Below are 18,067 nucleotides of genomic sequence, written 5' to 3' on the forward strand. Positions count from 1 at the left end.
GATCACGGCTGGACGAGGATCTTGACGTTCTCCTCCTTGTTGGTGATCAGTTCCTCGAAGCCGTCCTTGACGATGTCGTCGAGCCCGATCCGGCCGGTGATGAACTGGTAGGGGTCGACCTTGCCGGAGGCGATCATCTCGATCGTGGCGGGATGATCGTTCGCGTAGGCGAGGCTGCCGAGCAGGTTGACCTCGCGGAAGACGAGGTCGTTCATGGCGACGCTCGCCTCGTGGCCCCAGATCGCGACGTTCACGCACGTGCCGCCCGCCCGGGTGGACTGGATAGCGGTCTTCAGGACCGCGTCGATGCCGGCGCATTCGAAGGAGACGTCGGCGCCACGGCCGCCGGTCAGCTCCAGCACCTGCTCGGTGACGTCGCCGTCGCGCGGGTCGATGATGTGGTCCGCCCCGGCCGGCTCGGCCTTCTTCTTCCGCACCTCGGCCGGTTCGACGACGATGATCTGCTCGACGCCCGCCGCGCGCAGCGCCGAGGTGGTGACGAGCCCGATCGGCCCGGCCCCGAACACGAGCGCCGAGTGGCTCGGCCGCGCACCCGAGAGCCGCACGGCGTGGTACGCGACGGCGAGCGGTTCGACGAGGGCGCCGACGTCGGTGCCGAGTTCGCCGAGCGGATGAATCCAGCGCCGCTCGGCGACGACGTACTGCGAGAAGCCGCCGCCGTATCCGGACAGGCCCACGAATCCCAGTGTGCTGCACACGTTGTAGCGGCCGTTGCGGCAGGCGTCGCAGCGGCCGCAGATGATGTACGGCTCGACGACCACCCGGTCGCCCACCCACACGTCGTCCACGCCGTCGCCCACTTCCGCGACGACACCGGCGAACTCGTGACCGAGGGTGATCGGCACGGTCTCGCCGGTGATGGGGTGCGGTGCGTCGGCGGGCGGGGCGAAGATCGGGCCCTCGAGGTACTCGTGCAGGTCGGTGCCGCAGATACCGCACCACTCGACCTCGACCTTGACGGTTCCGGGCCGGGTCGCCGGTTCGGGGACATCCTCGACCCGGATGTCCCCGGGGCCGTGGAAGCGGGCTGCCTTCATGGGTCGATCTCCTCGCTGTACGGGCGTCGGACCTGTTCGGCCATGTCCGACGCGGGACCATCCGGGTGCGCCGCTACCGAGGCCGGCGCGTGATCCAGAACACAGCGCCGGCGTCGCCGCAACAAGTGTTGCAGTGCGTTGCGCCGCGGCGCCGCCGCGCGACGGGTGTGGTGCCGGCCACACAATTCGGCATATGCTCACCGCAACCCGACCGACGAGAGACGGAGACAGTGGGCAACTTCAGCGCCATCGAACCCGGCACCGACCTGCATCGATACGCGCGTGAGCTGGCGCGCATGCACGATGCGGTCATCGGCGGCGGCCGGTCGCCGCTGCGGCCGCGGTCGGTGGTGGCCCGGTCCTGGTCCCGGGTGCTCGTCGCGGGGCTGGCTCCGGACGGCAGCAACGCCCGCGCCCTGCTGCCGCTCGCCGAGGTCGAACGGCGCCGGCGGAACTCCCCGCTGTCGGGGGTGATCGGCGACCTCGAGCAGGTGGTGTGCTCCGTGGCCGAGGCGTCGCACATGTTGATGGTCGTGACCGACGCGGACGGGATCGTGCTGTGGCGGGCCGGGTCGGCCAAGGTGCGCAGCCGCGCCGACAGCCTCGGATTCAGCGAGGGCGCCCGGTGGACGGAGGCGACCGTGGGGACCAATGCGATCGGGACGGCCCTCGCCGAGGCCGCCCCGGTACAGCTGTTCTCCGCCGAGCACTTCGAGCAGTCCCAGCACCCCTGGTACTGCACCGCGGCACCGATCCACGATCCGCGCACCGGGGAACTGCTCGGCGTGGTCGACGTGAGCGGCCCCGCCCTGACCATCCATCCCACCATCAGCGCGCTCGTCGAGACGGCGGTGCGGCTCGCCGAGGCGCAGCTGTGGCGGTTGCACGAGAACCGGCTCGAACGGCTGCGCACGGCCGCGGCGCCGGTGCTCGCCTCGATGAGCGGGCCGCTGCTGCTCGTCGACGAGCACGGGTGGGTGGCGCACGCGTCGGGCGTTGCGGCCACCAAGCGCGTGGCGGCGCCGACGTCCGAGCGGACCTTGAGCGTGCCCGGCCTGGGCCTGTGCGTGCCGGAGCAGCTCGCGCACGGCTGGCTGATCCGGCCAGCGGGTGGCCCGGCGCGGATGGCGATCGAACTGGACCTGTCCGGCACGCCGACGGTCGTCGTCAGCGGCGCCGACTCGGCGTGGCGCAGCCCGCTGTCCGCCCGGCACGCCGAGATCCTGCTCCTGCTGCACCTGCGGGGGCCGCAGGGAATGACGGTGACCGAGGTGAGCAACGGCATCTACGGCGACCCGGACCACGCCGTCGCGGTGCGGGCGGAGGTGTCCCGGCTGCGCCGCGTCCTCGGCTCCGTCGTCGAGAGCCGGCCCTACCGGCTCGCCGACTCGGTCGACATGACGCTCACCCTCGGAACGGCCGAACGCCTCGCGGACTGCGCGTTCGTCCGGCACGCGACCAGCCCGGCCGTCCGCGCGCTCGCGGACGGCCGGTGAGAGCTCAGGCCCGGTAGGCGTCCGTCCCGGCCCGGCTGAGCACCAGGCGCGGCAGCACCGCACGGGAGGACAGCCGCAGCACCGCGTCGACGAGTTCGACGACGTCGTTCACCTCGAGCATCTCCTCGGCGGGGATGCGGTCCTTGATCCAGTCGGACATGTCGGTGTCGACGTAGGCGGGTGCGATCGCGGACGCGCTGACACCGTTGCCGGACTCCTCGGCGTTGAGCGTCTCGACCAGAGAGATCAGCGCCGCCTTCGTCGCACCGTACACGGCCAGGCCGGCCTCGGCGTAGACGCCGGTGATCGACGACAGCGCAACCACTTTCGCACCGCGGCCTGGGGCGGCGGTCGCGGCCTTGCGCAGCAGCGGCAACGATGCCTGGATCAGGGCGAAGGGGGTCTCGAAGTTGACGGACACCGTCTTGCCGAAGCGCCGCATCGGGAACTCGGCGATGGTGCCGGCGGTGCCGACGCCGGCGTTGAGCACGAGCGCCCGCATGCTGCCGAACGTCTCCTCGTGCGCCGCGACGACGCGTGCCGCGGTGTCCGGGTCGCCGAGGTCGGCGGCGACGACCCGGACCTCGGGCGCACCGGCGTCGCGCAGGCCGGCGGCCACCGCGTCGAGCCGCGCCTCGTCGCGCGCGGTGAGGGTCAGACCGTAGCCCTGCTCCGCGAGGCGGGTGGCGACACCGAGCCCGATGCCGCGGGATGCGCCGGTGACCAGGGCGCTGGGGTTCACGAGATCGGTTGTCACGCTGCGCCTCCCCGCAGTGCCTCCAGGCCGGCGGCCGCGAAGACCGGTACGGCCTCCCCTGCCCGGTCGAAGCCGTCGCCGACGGTCGCCCCCACGCGCCAGCGGTGGTTGATACCCTCGGCGATGACGGCGAGCTTGAAGTTCGCCAGGCCCATGTAGAAGTTCCAGTGGGCGAGTTCGCGGCCCGTCGCCACCGCGTAGCGCTGTGCGAGGTCGTCGGCCGACGGCAGGCGCGGGCTCGTCCACGCGGCGGATTCGCCGAGCACCTGATCGAGCGCGGGGTTGCGGTACACGCACATCAGGGCGACGTCGGTGAGCGGGTCACCGAGCGTGGACAGTTCCCAATCCACCACCGCCGCAATCTTTCCGGCATCGGCAGGATCGAGAATGGTGTTGTCGATCCGGTAGTCGCCGTGCACGATCGACGCCGCCGACGACGCGGGGATCGCGTCGGCGAGGGCGGCGTGGAGCCGATCGAGGTCGTCGAGGTCGCGGGTCTTGACCCGGTCCCACTGGCCGGCCCACAACTTCACCTGCCGGGTGACGTACCCGTCGGGGCGGCCGAGGTTTCCGAGGCCGACGGCCTCGTAGTCCACCGAGTGCAGGGCGGCGAGCACGCGGACGAGCTCGCCGGTGCACGATTCGATCTCGTCGTCGCTCAGGGCGGCGAGGTCCTCGGTCGTGCGGATCACCCGCCCGGTGACGTGCTCGACGACGGTGAACGGAGCGCCCATCACGGAGTCGTCCTCGCACAGGACGACGGTCTGCGCGACGGGCACGCCGCAACCCTGCAGCGCCGACGTGATGCGGAACTCGCGGGCGACGTCGTGTGCGGACGGGGTGAGCCCTGCCGTCGGCGGCCGGCGCAGCACCCACCGCGACGTGTCGTCGAAGATCGCGTACGTCAGATTCGACTTGCCGCCGGAGATGAGTTCGGCGCGCAGTTCGCCGTCGAGGGCGATGCCCGAGTCCTCCAGGTAGCGGTGCAGGGCACTCAGGTCGAGTCCCTCGTGCTGTGCGGTCTTCATGCCCGGCTCTCCTTCGCGGCGGCGGCCTTCTTCGCGGCGCCGACGGCGCGCTTGGCGATGGCCCAGCGGTGCACCTCGGAAGGCCCGTCGTAGATGCGGAACGGGCGGACCTCGCGGGCGAGCCGCGCGACGGGCAGGTCGGCGGAGACGCCGAGGCCGCCGCACATCTGCATCGACCGGTCGACGATGCGGAACACCGCCTCGGCCGCGAAGGTCTTGGCGATGGACGTGGAGTTGGACGCGTGCGAGCCCTGGTCGAGTTCCCAGCACGCCTGCGTCAGCAGGGCACGGGTGGCGGCGATGTCGATCTCGTTGTCGGCGACCATCTTCTGGATCATGCCGAGGTCGCCGAGCTTGCCGCCGAAGCCTTCCCGCTCGGCGACGCGGGCGACGGCGATGTCGTGGCCGCGGCGCGCCGCGCCGAGCCAGCGCATCACGTGCGTCATGCGGGCGGGCCCGAGCCGTACCTGCGCGTAGGCGAAGCCCTGGTCGACCTCACCGAGGACGGCGGAATCCGGCACGAACAGGTCCTCGAAGAACACCTCGCAGTGACCGCCGATCATGGCGCGGTCGATGGTGTCGATGTGCCGGCCGACGGTCAGGCCCGGGGTGTCGGCGGGGGCGAGGAACATCGTGGCGCCGCCGCGCAGTCCGGGTTCGCCGGAGGTGCGGGCCATGATGATGAAGAAGCCGGCGCCGTCGGCCCCGGTGATGAAGTACTTGCGGCCGTTGATCTTCCAGCCACCGGGGACCTTCTCGGCGCGGGTGGTGAGCGCGTTGGGATCGGACCCGGCGCCGGGTGCCGGTTCGGTCATCGCGAATCCGGACCGCACGTCGCCGTGGGCGAGCGGCGCGAGGAACTGCTCCTTCTGTTCCGGGCTGGCGATGTGCGCGAGCATGTGCACGTTGCCCTCGTCGGGGGCGGCGATGTTGAGTGCGATGGGCCCGAACAGCGAGTAGCCCGCCGCCTCGAACACCGGGGCGCGGTCGACCATGCCGAGTCCGTGGCCGCCGTACTCGACGGGCGCGTGCGGCGCGAAGACGCCGGCGTCCTTGGCCGCCTGCTGCAGCTTCACCCGCAGGTCGTCGCCCCCGGCGGCGGTGATGTCACCGTTGTGGGCGTCCTCGACGGGCAGCACGTGCTCCCGGACGAACTCCTCGGTCCTCGCCACCAGTGCCTGGACGTGTTCCGGGTACGACAGATCGACAGCCATCGCGATTCCTCCTCCTCACCCCGACCGATCGATCGCTCGGTTACGACAACCGTGACACACCCTACCCCGCGCGGTCAACCCGGACGATCTACCGGGCGCCCACGGCGCAGTCCCTACCGGGCGCCCACGGCGCAGTCCCTACCGGGCGCCCACGACGCAGTCCCTACCGTGCGCCCACGGCGCAGTCCCTACCGTGCGCCCACGGCGCAGTCCCTACCGTGCGCCCACGGCGCAGTCCCTACCGTGCGCCCACGGCGCAGTCCCTACCGTGCGCCCACGGCGCAGTCCCTACCGTGCGCCCACGGCGCAGTCCCTACCGTGCGCCCACGACGCAGTCCCTACCGTGCGCCCACGGCGCAGTCCCTACCGTGCGCCCACGGCGCAGTCCCTACCGTGCGCCCACGGCGCAGTCCCTACCGTGCGCCCACGGCGCAGCGCGCGATGGCGAGGTAGCGGTGGACGACCTCGTCGGGAGCAAGCGGCCCGTCCGGTCGGTACCACCCGGCGACGGCGACGCACATGGTGGTCACCGCCCGGCTCGCGTCCTCCGGGAACTCGGTACCGAACTCCCCGCTCGTCACCCCGTCCCGGACGATCTCGTCGAGCATCCGCTGCTGCTCGTCGCGCAACGCGATGTAGGCCTTCCGGCTGTCCGGTTCCATGCTGCGCATCTCGGTGGAGGCGACGAAGGCCTGATTGCGCCGGAACATGTGGAACCGCAGCAGGGACTCGACGACCGCGTCGAACCGCTCGGAGGCCGTGGGGCCGGCCTCCGCCAGGGCCCGCCGGCTGCGGTCGAGCAGATCGCCCATCACCGCCGTCGTCAGCGAGACCAGCAGCGCCTGCTTCGACGGGTAGTGGTGGTAAAGGCCCGGCACCGACAGCCCGGCCCGGGCGGCGATCTCCCGGATCGAGGTGCCGTCGTAACCGCGCTCGGCGAACGCCTCGAGGGCGGCTTCGAGCGGCTTGGGCAGGGTCGACGGCCCGTACTGCCGCCACGATCCCGATTCGACGGCTTCCTCACGCGTTTCCATGGCATCACCGTAGGCGACCCCGGCGGGCCGGCCGAACGTCACCGCCGGCCGGCCCGTCACCGGATCGCGGTGCCGGTGCCGGCTCCCGTCAGTAGTCGTCGTCGCCGTAGAGCACCATGCCGCGCAGGTTTCGGCCCTCGTGCATGTCGGCATAGCCGTCGTTGATGTCCTCGAGCCGGTATGTCTTGGTGACCAGCTTGTCGAGCTCGAGCTGTCCACTGCGGTAGAGGTCGAGCAGCTTCGGGATCTGCGAGCGCGGGCCGACACCACCGAAGATCGCGCCCTGCAGGCGCTTCTGCAGCAGGGTCAGCTCGAACAGGCTCAGCGTCACCTGGGTGTCGGCGGCGCTGCCCATGCCCACCACGACCACCTGGCCGCCCTTGCCGGTCAGCGCCATCGACGGGGCGATGATGTCCCCGTGGATCTCACCGACGGTGATGATCGTGACGTCGGCCATCGCACCCCAGGTGATCTCGCCGATCACCGGCAGCGCCTCCTCGATCGAGGCGAACGTGTGGGTCGCCCCGAACTTCTTGGCCTGATCCCGCTTGAACTCCACCGGGTCGATGGCGACGACGTGCCGGGCACCCGCGTGCGCGGCCCCCTGCACCGCGTTGATGCCCACGCCGCCGATGCCGATCACGACGACGGAGTCGCCCACCTTGGTGCCGCCGATCGCCGTCGCGGAGCCCCAGCCCGTGGCAACGCCACAGCCGAGCAGGGCGGCCTTGTCGAGCGGGATGTCGTCCTCGATCTTGATGACCGAGGCCTCGTGCACGGTGACGTAGGGCGCGAACGTGCCGAGCAGGCACATCTGGATGACCGGATCACCATTGAGGGTCACCCGGTGCGTCTTGTCGGCGATGGCCTGCCCGGTGAGGAGGTTCGCCCCCTCGTCGCAGATGTTCTGCAGGCCCTTCGCGCACGCGCGGCATCGCCCGCACGCGGGGATGAAGGCGAGCACCACATGGTCGCCCTCCCGGATGTTGGACACCCCCGGTCCGACCTTGGTGACCACGCCGGCGCCCTCGTGCCCGCCGAGGACGGGGAAGGACGGCATCGGCGTCGCGCCGGAGCGTAGATGTTCGTCGGAATGGCACAGTCCGGACGCTGCCAGACGCACCTGCACTTCACCGGCGACCGGGTCTCCGAGGTCGATCTCCTCGATCTCCCATGGCTGATTGAGCCCTTTGATCACCGCAGCCTTGGTCTTCACGAACCCTCCCACCGGATCCACTGTGAACTGTGTCACCATGAGTAGAGCAGGACGAGCGTCCGCATGGACGAGTTTGAGGATCTCCCCGGGACGCGAGTTACCTGATACCTTGGGTAACGGAAATGTCCTCATGGAGGTACACGATGATCCACATCCGCCACACCGCCGTTGCGGAGGTTCCCCTCGAGGTGGCGTTCGCCTACCTCGACGATCACCGCACGGTCCCCGAATGGATGTACGGCGTCAACCGCTTCGTGCCGGTGGGACCGCAGGTCAACGGCCTCGGCGCGGTCTTCGACGCGACCATGCAGATCGGACCGAGGGGCCTCGACTCCCGCCTCGCGATCGTCGACTGGGAACTCGACCGCAGGATCGTTCTCGACTCCATCGCGGGGTTCCGCACCGCCTCGTCGTGGGAACTCGCCGACCTCGGCGACGGGCGGATCCGCCTCGACGTCGACTTCGGATACCAGCTTCCCGGCGGCCTGGCCGGACGGGCGCTCGGCAAGCTCATCGAACCGGTGGTGGGCACCGCGATCCGCCAGACCGAGCAGGCGCTGCGCTCGAACCTCGGCCGCGTCGCCTGAGCGACGCGCCACCTGCGCAAGGATCCGATCAGCGGGAGGATGCGTACCCTCGCACGGCGATCGGCACGGACACGGCAAGGATCACCGCCGTCCAGGCGAAGGCCGCGACGACCGGATGCTGCATGGGCCAGGCCGCGTCGGCGGCGACCGTCGTCCCGGATCCGAACAACTGCCGCAGGGCCGCGACCACGGCGCTGACGGGGTTCCATTCGGCGATCGTCGCGACCACGGCCGGCATCGTCTCGGTGGGGACGAAGACGTTGGAGAACATGACCGCCCCGAAGATCAGCGGCGCCACCTGCTGCAGCATCTGCTCGTCGCGGATCGAGGCGCCGAGCACGATCCCGAGCCACGCGAGCGCGAACCGGAACGCGAGCAGCAGCAGCACGGCGAGCGCCACGTCGGCGGGGGTGGCCTCGACCCGCCATCCCGCGAGAAATCCCACGCCGGCCATCGTCGCCAGCGCCGAGGCGCCGGTCACCGTCTCCGCGAGTGCGAGGCCCGCCGGCACCGCGACCGGCGGGACGGGCAGGGCCCGCAGCCGGTCCGTCAGGCCGCTGCGGAGGTCGGCGTTCACGGTCGACGCGGTGACGACGAGCCCCATGGCCGCGACGAGGACGAGGACTCCGGGCGTCAGGTACGACCGGTAGGCGGCAGCGTCGGATCCGCCGGCGAGCGCGCCGCCGAATACGAAGCCGAACAGCAGCATCATTCCCAGCGGTGCCGCGAGGGTCACCGCGAGCAGGCCGGGCGCGTTCCGGTACGTCGCGGCCACCCGCAGGAACAGAATCCAGGCACCCGCCGCCGGCGAGACGGTGCGGGTGGCGGTGGGGGCAGTCATGCGGGAATCCCTTCGGTCGGGCGACCGGTAAGTGCGAGGAAAGCGTCGTCCAAGGTGGCGCGCCGGCGGCCGATGTCCTGCACCGCGATGCCCTCCGCGTCGAGGGCGCGCAGGATCGGCAGCAGGGTGGCCGGCTCGCCGTCGAATCCGAACGTCAGCCGCAGCGGCGCATTCTCGTCCCGGGCGGCGCGTCGACGGGTCTTCCGCCGAATCGCTCGACGATCGCGGCGACGTCGCCCCGCCGGTGCGGATCGAGCACGACGACGTCGAGGCCGCTGCCCACGGTGCGGGCTATCGCGTCCGGCGTCCCGGTGGCGACGACCCGACCGGCGTCGAGGATGGTGACCGTGTCCGCCAGCCGCTCGGCCTCGTCGAGGTACTGGGTCGTGAGCACGACGGTGGTGCCTTCCTCCACGAAAGACCGTACATACCGGTAGATCTCGTTGCGACTGTGGGGATCGAGGCCGGTGGTGGGCTCGTCGAGGAAGAGCACCGCGGGACGGACGACCATGCCCGCGACGATGTCGAGCCGCCTTCGCATGCCGCCGGAGTACGTGTGCACCTGCCGGGCCGCGGCGTCGGTCAGGTCGAAGCGCTCGAGCAGGTCGTCTGCGTGCCGGCGGGCGCCCCGGGCGCTGTACCCGTTCAGGCGGGCAACCATCGTCAGGTTCTGGGTGCCGGTGAGGCGGGGGTCGACCGCGTGGTACTGGCCGACGAAGCCGATGTTGCGCTTGACGTGAGCAGCCTCGCGGACGGTGTCGTGACCGAGGATCCTGGCGCTGCCGGAGGTCGGTCGCAGCAGGGTCGCCAGCATCCGCACGGTCGTGGTCTTGCCGGACCCGTTGGGGCCGAGCAGCGCGTGCACCCGACCGGCGGGCACCTCCAGGTTCAGCCCGTCGAGCACGAGATGGCTGCCGTACCGCCTGGTGAGCGCCTCGGTTTCCAGAACCGTCATTCCGACCTCCACGATTGGGAACATCGTTCGCAATTACACCGTACGCGTCTGCGAACGTCGTTCGCAACTGTCCGGGTAGTGCATGCTGGCACCCATGCCGCATGCCGAACCCCCGACCTCGCTGTGGTTGCGTGCCGACGACCCCAGGCCCGGGCCGCGCCCTGCCCATACGCTCGAGCAGCTCGCCGAGGCGTGCGTCGGCCTCGCCGACGCAGACGGGCTGCGTGCCGTTTCGATGCGGCGCGTCGCGCAGGAACTCGGGACGGCGGCCGCCTCGCTCTACCGCTACGTCGCAGGCAAGGACGATCTCGTCGCTCTCATGGTCGACCGCGTCGCCGCGGAGTACCGGTACCCGCCCCTGACCGGGGACGTGCGGACCGACGTCCTCGCCCTCGCGGAGCAGGCCCGGCAGCTGCACCGTCGGCATCCGTGGTTGAGCGTCGCGGGCACGACGACACTGGGTCCGCACTCGATGCGATACCTCGACCACATGGTCGGCGCCCTCGCACCGACCGGCCTCGACGCCACCGCGACCATGATGGGAATCGCCCTGCTCTCAGGCTGGGTCACCACCTTCGCCGCGCAGGAGGCGGCGGGGTTGTCCGCCCCCACCGCCGGTGGCGGCGCCGAGCACATCACCGCCATGCTGGCCCACGGCGACTACCCCCACCTGGCCGGCCTGCTCGCTTCCGCGGGCGGGAACGCCGGCGCCACACCCGTCGACAACGATGCCGCGTTCCGGGCCGGGATCGAGGCACTGCTGTTCGGCATCGCGCCGCACCCGTGAGCGAGCCCGCTCGCTTCGGGCAACAAATTCTTGGAGAACAAGGGAATTCACGCGCCCTTCCGGAATCCGCCCACACAGGTGTGCGGGCGGATCCCGGAGACGCGAGCAACTCCGCTAGGTTCACCGGCGGAGGTGCCTCCGGATGACTGACGATCGCCGCATGATCCACGTGTGCCACGACGGCGTGGCGCACGTGGACCGCCAGGCCGCCTTCGCCTACGTCGCCGATCACCGCACGGTCCCGGAGTGGATGTTCGGAGTCACCCGCTTCGAGCCCGTGGGTGATCGGGTCCGCGGCGTGGGCGCGCTCTTCGACGCGAGCATGCGGATCGGGCCGGCCACCTTCGACTCCCGGCTCGAGATCGTCGAGTGGGAAGACAACCACCGGATCGTGCTGAGCTCGATCTCCGGCTTCCGCACCCTGTCGTCGTGGCAGTTCGACGATCTGGGCGACGGTCGCATGCGCCTCGCCGTCGACTTCGGCTACCGGCTGCCCGGCGGCGCGGCCGGTCGCGCGGCGGGGCTGCTCATCGAGCCGCTGGTGGGCACGATCGTCCGCCGGACCGAGCACGCGCTGCGGGAGCAGGTCAGCCGGATCTCCTGACCCGCCGCGCGTCCGGTCAGAAGTTGCCGCGCGCCGCCTGCTCGCGCTCGATCGCCTCGAACAGGGCCTTGAAGTTGCCCTTGCCGAAGCCGAGCGAACCGTGCCGCTCGATCAGCTCGAAGAACACCGTCGGGCGATCGGTGATCGGCTTGGTGAAGATCTGCAGGAGGTAACCGTCCTCGTCCCGGTCGACGAGAATGCCACGCTTCTGCAGTTCCTCGATCGGCACCCGCACGTTCCCGATCCGCGCGCGCAGTTCGGGGTCCTCGTAGTAGGCGTCGGGCGTGGCGAGGAACTCCACGCCCTCCTCGCGGAGCCGGTCGACGGCGGTGAGGATGTCGTTGGTGGCCAGCGCCAGGTGCTGCGCGCCGGGACCACGGTAGAAATCGAGGTACTCGTCGATCTGCGAGCGCTTCTTCGCGACGGCCGGCTCGTTGAGCGGGAACTTGACGCGGTGGTTGCCGTTGCAGACCACCTTGCTCATCAGGGCCGAGTAGTCGGTGGCGATGTCGTCACCGATGAACTCGGCCATGTTGGTGAAGCCCATGACGCGGTTGTAGAAGCCGACCCACTCGTCCATGTGGCCGAGTTCGACGTTGCCGACCACGTGGTCGAGGGCCTGGAAGATCCGCTTGGGCGCGCCGTCGCGCTTGCGGTAGGTCGACGACTTCTCCACGTAGCCAGGCAGATACGGGCCCGTGTAGCGGGACCGGTCGACGAGCGTGTGGCGCGTCTCGCCGTAGGTGGCGATCGCGGCGAGCCGCACCGTGCCGTACTCGTCGCTGATCTCGTACGGCTCCTCGAGGACCGTCGCGCCCTGGGCCCTGGCGTGCGCGATGCACTTGTCGACGTCGGGCACCTGCAGCGCGATGTCCACGACGCCGTCGCCGTGCCGGCGATGATGCTCGACGAGCGGGCTGTCCGGATCGACCGCACCCTTGACCACGAACCGCACCGCCCCGCTGCGCAGGACGTAGGCGTGGTGGTCGCGGTTGCCGGTGGTGGGACCGGAGTAGGCGATCAGTTCCATCCCGAACGCGGACTGGTAGTAGTGCGCGGCCTGGGTGGCGTTGCCCACCACCCACACCACCGCGTCCCAGCCGCTGACGGGGAACGGGTCCCGCTCGGCGTCGTACTCGACGAGGCCGACGAGCTGCCGCAGTTCCTCGGGGTTCAACTGGGCGAGCTTCTCGCTGTCGGTGAGGGTGAACTCGAGAGTCATGGCGATTCCTCCTGCCGCCGGACGCGGCGCCATCGGTGTGTCGTGTGTCACCAGGAAAAACCCCGTCGCGGCGACGGTGCAATCTCCTCTCTCCCAGCTGATCGACCTGACTGGAAAATGCGGGATGCGGGGCGAGCCGCTATACAATCGGCACAGTTTCCGCCGCCTCTTCGGAAGGAACGGCCATGCGTGACGCCGTGCAGCTGGACGAGTTGGATTTCGCGCTCCTGGACACGCTGCACACGGATCCGAAGATCGGCGCCCTGGAGCTGTCCCGGAGGTTGCGGGTGGCGCGCGCGACGGTCTCGGCACGGCTGCGCCGGCTCGAGGAGTCCGGGATCATCGCCGGCTACGAACCGCGGCTGGACCTGGCGGCCGCCGGATTCGAGGTCCAGGCCTTCGTGACGATGGAGATCGTCCAGGGCGCGCTCGAAGCGATCACCGATGTCCTCGAAGCGATTCCGGGGGTGCTCGAGGCGTTCGCGACGACCGGCGCCGGCGACATTCTGTGCCGGATCGCCGCGGACTCCCACCTCGGTCTGCAGCAGACGCTGATCGAACTGAACCGGTCGTCGATCGTCGCCCGGTCGACCAGCGTCATGGTGCTGTCGGAGGTGGTGCGGTACCGGGCCATGCCGCTGCTCCGCACGCTGCAGCCGGGCAAAACCGCCAAAGCGCCCGCCTACCGTCGGTAGAGCTGAAGGTCGGCGCGCTCGCCCCCGCCCGCCGAAAACGTCGAAACAGCTCTGCACACTGCACAGAAAAACGACGGGCGGCTGCGCTACAGCTCTTCAGCCTGACCAGTAGTGCAGGCCGCACTTGCGCCCCCTCTGTAACCACGGTCACAGTCTTCTTCATTCGCCCGCTCCCCGGGCATCGCACCGTCCCGACTCCCGAGAGAAGACATGAAGAACCTGCTGACCCGTTTCGAGGACAAGGCCCCCGAGATCGTCTTCGAGTGGCACGACACCGAGACCACCGCCCGCGGCTGGGTCGTCATCAACTCCCTGCGCGGCGGCGCGGCCGGTGGCGGCACGCGGATGCGCCGCGGCCTCGACCGCCGCGAGGTCGAGTCGCTGGCGAAGACGATGGAGGTCAAGTTCACCGTCTCCGGTCCGGCCATCGGCGGCGCCAAGTCCGGCATCGACTTCGACCCCTCCGATCCCCGCAAGGACGGCGTGCTGCGGCGCTGGTTCCGGGCGGTCGCGCCGCTGCTGCGCGCCTACTACGGCACCGGCGGCGACCTGAACGTCGACGAGATGACCGAGGTCGTGCCGCTCACCGAGAGCAACGGGCTGTGGCATCCACAGGAGGGCGTCGTCAACGGGCACTTCGCGGCGGACGACCGCGAACGCGTCCAGCGGGTCGGGCAGCTGCGGCTCGGTGTCGCGAAGGTCGTCGAGGACACCCGGTTCACCCCGGCACCGGATGCGAAGTACACGGTGGCCGATCTGATCACGGGCTGGGGCGTCGCCGAGTCGGTGCGCCACCACTACCGCATCTACGGCGACCCCGCCGGTAATCACGGGCTCGGGGGCAAGCGGGTGATCGTCCAGGGCTGGGGCAACGTCGGCGCGGCCGCGGCCTACTACCTGGCCCAGGCCGGGGCTCGCGTGGTCGGCATCATCGACCGCGACGGCGGCATCCTCGACACGGCCGGTCTCGACTTCGACGAGGTGCGCACGCTGCTGCTGAACAAGGACGGCAACGCGCTCCGCAGCGACCGGATGCGTCCCTTCACCGAGGTGCACGACGCGATCTGGGACCTCGGCGCCGAGATCTTCCTCCCCTGCGCGGCCTCCCGCCTGGTCACCCGCGAACAGGTCGATCGTATGGTCGCGGCCGGCCTCGAGGTGATCGCCAGCGGAGCGAACGTGCCCTTCGCCGACGACGAGATCTTCTACGGCCCCACCTACGAGCACGCGGACAAGTCCGTCTCCGTGATCCCCGACTTCATCGCCAACAGCGGCATGGCCCGCGCCTTCGCCCAGCTCATGGAGGGTGACGTGGAGGTCTCGGACGCGGCGATCTTCGGCGACGTCTCGGACACCGTCGCAGGTGCGCTGCAGCGCTGCCACGACCGCTGCGCCGACCATACGGGCGTCGCGGCCACCGCGTTCGAGATCGCCCTCGACCAGCTGGTGCCGGCCGGGGAGCGCATCGATGACTGACACCCTGGCCACCACGCCGGCCACCACCACCGAGCCGGCGCCGCGGGCGATGCTGCACCAGGCGATGCGGCCGCGACAGCTGGTGATGATGAGTCTCGGCGGCGCGATCGGCGCGGGACTGTTCGTCGGCTCCGGCGCCGGCATCGCCGTCGCGGGACCGGCCATCCTCGTCTCGTTCCTCGCCGCCGCGGCTCTCGTCGTCCTCATCATGCGGATGATGGGCGAGATGGCGGCCGCGAACCCCGCCAGCGGCGCCTTCTCCGTGCACGCGGAGAACGCCCTCGGCTCCGTCGCCGGCCGCACCATCGGCTGGCTGTACTGGATCCAGGTGGTCATCGTGATCGCGGCGGAGGCGACCGGCGCCGCCGCCATCACCGCCGCCTCGATTCCCGGGATCCCGCAGTGGGCCGCGGCACTGTTCTTCATGGTGGTGCTCACCGGCGTGAACCTCGTCGGCGTACGGCGGTTCGGCGAGGTCGAATTCTGGTTCGCGGCACTGAAGATCGTCGCCATCGTCGCCTTCCTCGCGATCGGCGTCGCGATGATCGCGGGATGGGTGCCCGCCTTCGACAGCACCGGGTTCGCGAACCTCACCGCGCACGGCGGCTTCGCGCCGACCGGTATCGCCGGTATCGCCGCGGGCCTGCTCATCGTGGTGTTCGCGTTCGGCGGCACCGAGATCATCGCCATCGCGGCCGCCGAGACCTCCGATCCGCGCCGGAACGTCGGCCGCGCGGTGCGCACGCTGATCTGGCGCATCCTGGTCTTCTACATCGGCTCGGTGCTGATCATGGTGACGGTGCTGCCGTGGACGTCCGAGGATCTCGTCACGGGCCCGTTCGTCGCGGTGCTGAACGCCGGCGCCGTGCCGGGGGCGGCCGCCGTGATGACCGTGATCGTGGTGGTGGCGCTGCTGTCCTCGCTCAACGCGATGCTCTTCAGCGCCTCACGGATGATCTACTCTCTCTCGCAACGCGGTTCGGCCTACCCCGCGTTCGGCCGGGTGGCCCCCAACGGGGTGCCCCGCAACGCGGTCCTCGCCTCGGTCGCGTTCGGATTCGTCACCGTCGCACTCAACTACGTGCGTCCCGACAAGGTGTTGCCGCTGCTGCTCAACGCCGTGGGCTCGACCATCCTCGTACTGTGGACGTTCGTGGCGGTCTCGCACCTCGTGCTGCGCCGGCGGGCCCGGCGCGACGGCACCGAAGACGCCCTGCCGCTGAAGATGTGGGGCTTCCCGTACCTGTCGTACGCGACCCTCGGCCTGCTCGCCGGCATCGCCGTGCTCGCGCTGTTCGACACGGCCGCCCGCACCCAGCTCATCGCGACGGGCGCACTCACCGCCACGATCGCGGGCGCGTGCTGGCTTCTGCACCGCCGGCAGACGGTCCGGCAGCCGTAGCCGACCGCACAGACGACGACGCCGTGCGTCCTCCCGCAGGGGGGAGGGACGCACGGCGTCGTCGTGGATCGGTCCCCGCCGTCAGTCCTTCGGACCACCGGCGACGTAGATGACCTGACCCGACACGAATCCCGCACCCTCGCTCGCGAGGAACGAGGCGGTGTGCGCGATGTCGTCGGGCTTTCCGGTGCGGGCGACGGGGATCTGCGAGGCCGCGGCGGCCTTGAAGTCCTCGAACGACATGCCCACCCGCTCGGCCGTCGCAGCGGTCATCTCGGTCTCGATGAAGCCGGGGGCGATCGCGTTGGCGGTGACGCCGTACTTGCCGAGCTCGATCGCGAGGGTCTTGGTGAAGCCCTGCATGCCGGCCTTGGCGGCGGAGTAGTTGACCTGACCGCGGTTGCCCAGCGCGGAGGTGCTCGACAGGTTGACGATGCGGCCGAACTTGGCCTCCACCATGTACTTCTGCGTCGCCCGGGACATGAGGAACGCGCCCCGCAGGTGCACGCTCATCACGGCGTCCCAGTCGTCGACGGTCATCTTGAACAGCAGGTTGTCGCGGGTGATGCCGGCATTGTTGATCAGCACCGTGGGATCGCCCAGCTCGTTCGCGACCTTCTCCACAGCCGCGGCGACGGACTGCTCGTCGGCGACGTTCGCACCCACCGCGAGGGCCTTGCCGCCGGCCGCCTCGATGGCCGAGACGGTGTCGCCGCATGCGGACTCGTCGAGGTCCAGGACCGCGACCTGGAATCCGTCCTGCGCCAGCCGCTTGGCGACTGCGGCGCCGATGCCGCGCGCGGCTCCGGTGACGATGGCGGTGCGGGTGACTGTTTCGCTCACTGCTTACCTCCGTGCTGTTGTGGTTGGAAACTTCAGTTGATGGTCAGGCCGCCGTCGACCGCAATCGTCTGGCCGGTGACGTAGCCGGCGGCCTCCGAGGTGAGCCACACGGCGGTGGCGGCGATCTCCGCGGGATCACCGGTGCGGCCCAGGACGATTCGCGGCTTCATGCTGTCGAGGTAGCCGGGCTGGTACTCGTCGGTCATCTCGGTCTCGAAGAATCCCGGCGCGATGGCATTGACGCGGATGCCCTTGCGTGCCCCCCACTGCTGGGCCAGGTCCCGGGTCAGGCCGATCACGCCGGCCTTGCTGGCGGCGTAGGCGGCCTGCGGCAGTCCCGCGGTGGTGAGGCCCAGGACGGAGGAGATGTTGACGATGGAGCTGCCGGGCTGCATGACGCGCCCGGCGGCCTGCGCGGCCCAATAGGAGCCGTTCAGGTTGATGTCGATGACGCGCCGGAACTGTTCCGGGGTCTCCTTGGTGGCCGGGACGGCAGTCCCGATGCCGGCATTGTTGATGAGGATGTCGACCTTGCCGAAGTGTTCGATCGCGGCATCGACCATCCGTTGCGCCTGCTCAGGCTCGGCGATGTCGGTCTCGAGGCTCAGCGCGCGGCGGCCGGCGGCACGGACGAGTTCGGCGGTCCGCTCGAGCCGGTCGGCGCGACGGGCCGCGAGCACGACGTCGGCCCCGGCCTCCGCGAGAGCCTGGGCGAAGGCGACGCCGAGGCCCGAGGAGGCGCCGGTGACGATCGCGACGCGGTCGTCGAGGCGGAACTTGTCGAGCACGGACATGTGTGTAGTCTCCTCCGATAGTCGATACCTATGCGAATTGTATAGTTGAATTCGCGCT

Annotated in this window: 18 protein-coding genes; 7 read left to right on the forward strand and 11 right to left on the reverse strand. The window is 70.3% G+C overall.

Translation table 11 applies throughout. The features are described 5' to 3' along the window. Positions 1-2: 2 nt before the first annotated feature. Positions 3-1,058: a 2,3-butanediol dehydrogenase gene (locus HFP48_RS24760; protein WP_006939952.1), complete on the reverse strand. Its 1,056-nt coding sequence runs from the start codon at positions 1,056-1,058 to the stop codon at positions 3-5. Between the two features lie 230 nt (positions 1,059-1,288). Between HFP48_RS24760 and HFP48_RS24765 the strand changes: the two genes are divergently transcribed. Beyond that, entirely contained in the window at positions 1,289-2,554 is a 1,266-nt protein-coding gene (locus HFP48_RS24765) for a GAF domain-containing protein (protein WP_006939953.1), read from the forward strand. A 4-nt stretch (positions 2,555-2,558) separates the two neighbouring features. On the opposite strand, the gene HFP48_RS24770 is transcribed toward HFP48_RS24765, so the two are convergent. The 5 genes from HFP48_RS24770 to HFP48_RS24790 all read right to left on the reverse strand — a co-directional run bounded on the left by HFP48_RS24770 (position 2,559) and on the right by HFP48_RS24790 (position 7,803). Beyond that, positions 2,559-3,296: an SDR family oxidoreductase gene (locus HFP48_RS24770; RefSeq protein ID WP_029546451.1), complete on the reverse strand. Its 738-nt coding sequence runs from the start codon at positions 3,294-3,296 to the stop codon at positions 2,559-2,561. Between the two features lie 11 nt (positions 3,297-3,307). After that, complete coding sequence (locus HFP48_RS24775; protein ID WP_168580224.1) at positions 3,308-4,339, reverse strand: phosphotransferase family protein; 1,032 nt, start codon at positions 4,337-4,339, stop codon at positions 3,308-3,310. Next, positions 4,336-5,553, reverse strand: a complete 1,218-nt coding sequence (locus HFP48_RS24780) for an acyl-CoA dehydrogenase family protein (RefSeq protein WP_168580225.1) — start codon at positions 5,551-5,553, stop codon at positions 4,336-4,338. The genes HFP48_RS24775 and HFP48_RS24780 overlap by 4 nt, the downstream gene beginning before the upstream one ends. A gap of 413 nt (positions 5,554-5,966) precedes the next feature. After that, the gene (locus tag HFP48_RS24785; RefSeq protein WP_006939960.1) at positions 5,967-6,587 is read right to left on the reverse strand and encodes a TetR/AcrR family transcriptional regulator; all 621 of its coding nucleotides are present in this window, start codon (positions 6,585-6,587) and stop codon (positions 5,967-5,969) included. 88 nt (positions 6,588-6,675) lie between these two features. Then, complete coding sequence (locus tag HFP48_RS24790) at positions 6,676-7,803, reverse strand: NDMA-dependent alcohol dehydrogenase (protein WP_168580651.1); 1,128 nt, start codon at positions 7,801-7,803, stop codon at positions 6,676-6,678. Between the two features lie 143 nt (positions 7,804-7,946). Between HFP48_RS24790 and HFP48_RS24795 the strand changes: the two genes are divergently transcribed. Continuing rightward, on the forward strand, positions 7,947-8,390 hold the full coding sequence (locus HFP48_RS24795; RefSeq protein ID WP_006940694.1) for an SRPBCC family protein: 444 nt from the start codon (positions 7,947-7,949) through the stop codon (positions 8,388-8,390). A gap of 28 nt (positions 8,391-8,418) precedes the next feature. Here HFP48_RS24795 and HFP48_RS24800 read toward each other — a convergent pair whose 3' ends face one another. Together HFP48_RS24800 and HFP48_RS24805 are read right to left on the reverse strand one after the other, a co-directional pair. After that, positions 8,419-9,231, reverse strand: a complete 813-nt coding sequence (locus tag HFP48_RS24800; RefSeq protein WP_051445988.1) for an ABC transporter permease — start codon at positions 9,229-9,231, stop codon at positions 8,419-8,421. 154 nt (positions 9,232-9,385) lie between these two features. After that, entirely contained in the window at positions 9,386-10,186 is an 801-nt protein-coding gene (locus tag HFP48_RS24805) for an ATP-binding cassette domain-containing protein (RefSeq protein ID WP_246872475.1), read from the reverse strand. 94 nt (positions 10,187-10,280) lie between these two features. Here HFP48_RS24805 and HFP48_RS24810 point away from each other — a divergent pair, with 94 nt between their 5' ends. Continuing rightward, a complete protein-coding gene (locus HFP48_RS24810) occupies positions 10,281-10,973 on the forward strand; it encodes a TetR/AcrR family transcriptional regulator (protein WP_231385959.1) in 693 nt (230 codons plus the stop codon). A 160-nt stretch (positions 10,974-11,133) separates the two neighbouring features. Further along, entirely contained in the window at positions 11,134-11,577 is a 444-nt protein-coding gene (locus HFP48_RS24815; RefSeq protein WP_029546456.1) for an SRPBCC family protein, read from the forward strand. Between the two features lie 16 nt (positions 11,578-11,593). Here the strand turns inward: HFP48_RS24815 and hppD are convergent, their stop codons facing one another. Then, positions 11,594-12,799, reverse strand: a complete 1,206-nt coding sequence (hppD, locus tag HFP48_RS24820) for a 4-hydroxyphenylpyruvate dioxygenase (RefSeq protein WP_006940681.1) — start codon at positions 12,797-12,799, stop codon at positions 11,594-11,596. Positions 12,800-12,984: 185 nt separating this feature from the next. On the opposite strand from hppD, the gene HFP48_RS24825 reads away from it, so the two are divergent. From HFP48_RS24825 to HFP48_RS24835, 3 genes are all read left to right on the forward strand, one after another. Continuing rightward, on the forward strand, positions 12,985-13,494 hold the full coding sequence (locus HFP48_RS24825; protein WP_006940680.1) for a winged helix-turn-helix transcriptional regulator: 510 nt from the start codon (positions 12,985-12,987) through the stop codon (positions 13,492-13,494). Positions 13,495-13,704: 210 nt separating this feature from the next. After that, on the forward strand, positions 13,705-14,970 hold the full coding sequence (locus tag HFP48_RS24830) for a Glu/Leu/Phe/Val dehydrogenase dimerization domain-containing protein (RefSeq protein ID WP_006940679.1): 1,266 nt from the start codon (positions 13,705-13,707) through the stop codon (positions 14,968-14,970). Further along, positions 14,963-16,372, forward strand: a complete 1,410-nt coding sequence (locus tag HFP48_RS24835) for an amino acid permease (protein WP_043797322.1) — start codon at positions 14,963-14,965, stop codon at positions 16,370-16,372. Before HFP48_RS24830 ends, HFP48_RS24835 begins: the two co-directional genes overlap by 8 nt. Positions 16,373-16,453: 81 nt before the next feature. On the opposite strand, the gene fabG is transcribed toward HFP48_RS24835, so the two are convergent. After that, entirely contained in the window at positions 16,454-17,215 is a 762-nt protein-coding gene (fabG, locus tag HFP48_RS24840) for a 3-oxoacyl-ACP reductase FabG (protein ID WP_168580226.1), read from the reverse strand. Between the two features lie 32 nt (positions 17,216-17,247). Continuing rightward, entirely contained in the window at positions 17,248-18,009 is a 762-nt protein-coding gene (locus HFP48_RS24845) for a 3-oxoacyl-ACP reductase family protein (protein ID WP_168580227.1), read from the reverse strand. Positions 18,010-18,067: the final 58 nt, after the last annotated feature.

It is taken from the genome of Rhodococcus sp. DMU1, assembly GCF_012272955.1.
In the GTDB taxonomy this organism is placed as follows: domain Bacteria; phylum Actinomycetota; class Actinomycetes; order Mycobacteriales; family Mycobacteriaceae; genus Rhodococcus; species Rhodococcus aetherivorans.

Coding starts and splice junctions, on each gene's coding strand:
- HFP48_RS24795 (WP_006940694.1), top strand. CDS start 7,947: ATGATCCACATCCGCCACACCGCCGTTGCGGAGGTTCCCCTCGAGGTG.
- HFP48_RS24760 (WP_006939952.1), bottom strand. CDS start 1,058: ATGAAGGCAGCCCGCTTCCACGGCCCCGGGGACATCCGGGTCGAGGAT.
- HFP48_RS24825 (WP_006940680.1), top strand. CDS start 12,985: ATGCGTGACGCCGTGCAGCTGGACGAGTTGGATTTCGCGCTCCTGGAC.
- HFP48_RS24815 (WP_029546456.1), top strand. CDS start 11,134: ATGATCCACGTGTGCCACGACGGCGTGGCGCACGTGGACCGCCAGGCC.
- HFP48_RS24835 (WP_043797322.1), top strand. CDS start 14,963: ATGACTGACACCCTGGCCACCACGCCGGCCACCACCACCGAGCCGGCG.
- HFP48_RS24800 (WP_051445988.1), bottom strand. CDS start 9,231: ATGACTGCCCCCACCGCCACCCGCACCGTCTCGCCGGCGGCGGGTGCC.
- HFP48_RS24780 (WP_168580225.1), bottom strand. CDS start 5,553: ATGGCTGTCGATCTGTCGTACCCGGAACACGTCCAGGCACTGGTGGCG.
- HFP48_RS24845 (WP_168580227.1), bottom strand. CDS start 18,009: ATGTCCGTGCTCGACAAGTTCCGCCTCGACGACCGCGTCGCGATCGTC.
- HFP48_RS24805 (WP_246872475.1), bottom strand. CDS start 10,186: ATGACGGTTCTGGAAACCGAGGCGCTCACCAGGCGGTACGGCAGCCAT.
- hppD (WP_006940681.1), bottom strand. CDS start 12,799: ATGACTCTCGAGTTCACCCTCACCGACAGCGAGAAGCTCGCCCAGTTG.
- HFP48_RS24830 (WP_006940679.1), top strand. CDS start 13,705: ATGAAGAACCTGCTGACCCGTTTCGAGGACAAGGCCCCCGAGATCGTC.
- HFP48_RS24775 (WP_168580224.1), bottom strand. CDS start 4,339: ATGAAGACCGCACAGCACGAGGGACTCGACCTGAGTGCCCTGCACCGC.
- HFP48_RS24810 (WP_231385959.1), top strand. CDS start 10,281: ATGCCGCATGCCGAACCCCCGACCTCGCTGTGGTTGCGTGCCGACGAC.
- HFP48_RS24785 (WP_006939960.1), bottom strand. CDS start 6,587: ATGGAAACGCGTGAGGAAGCCGTCGAATCGGGATCGTGGCGGCAGTAC.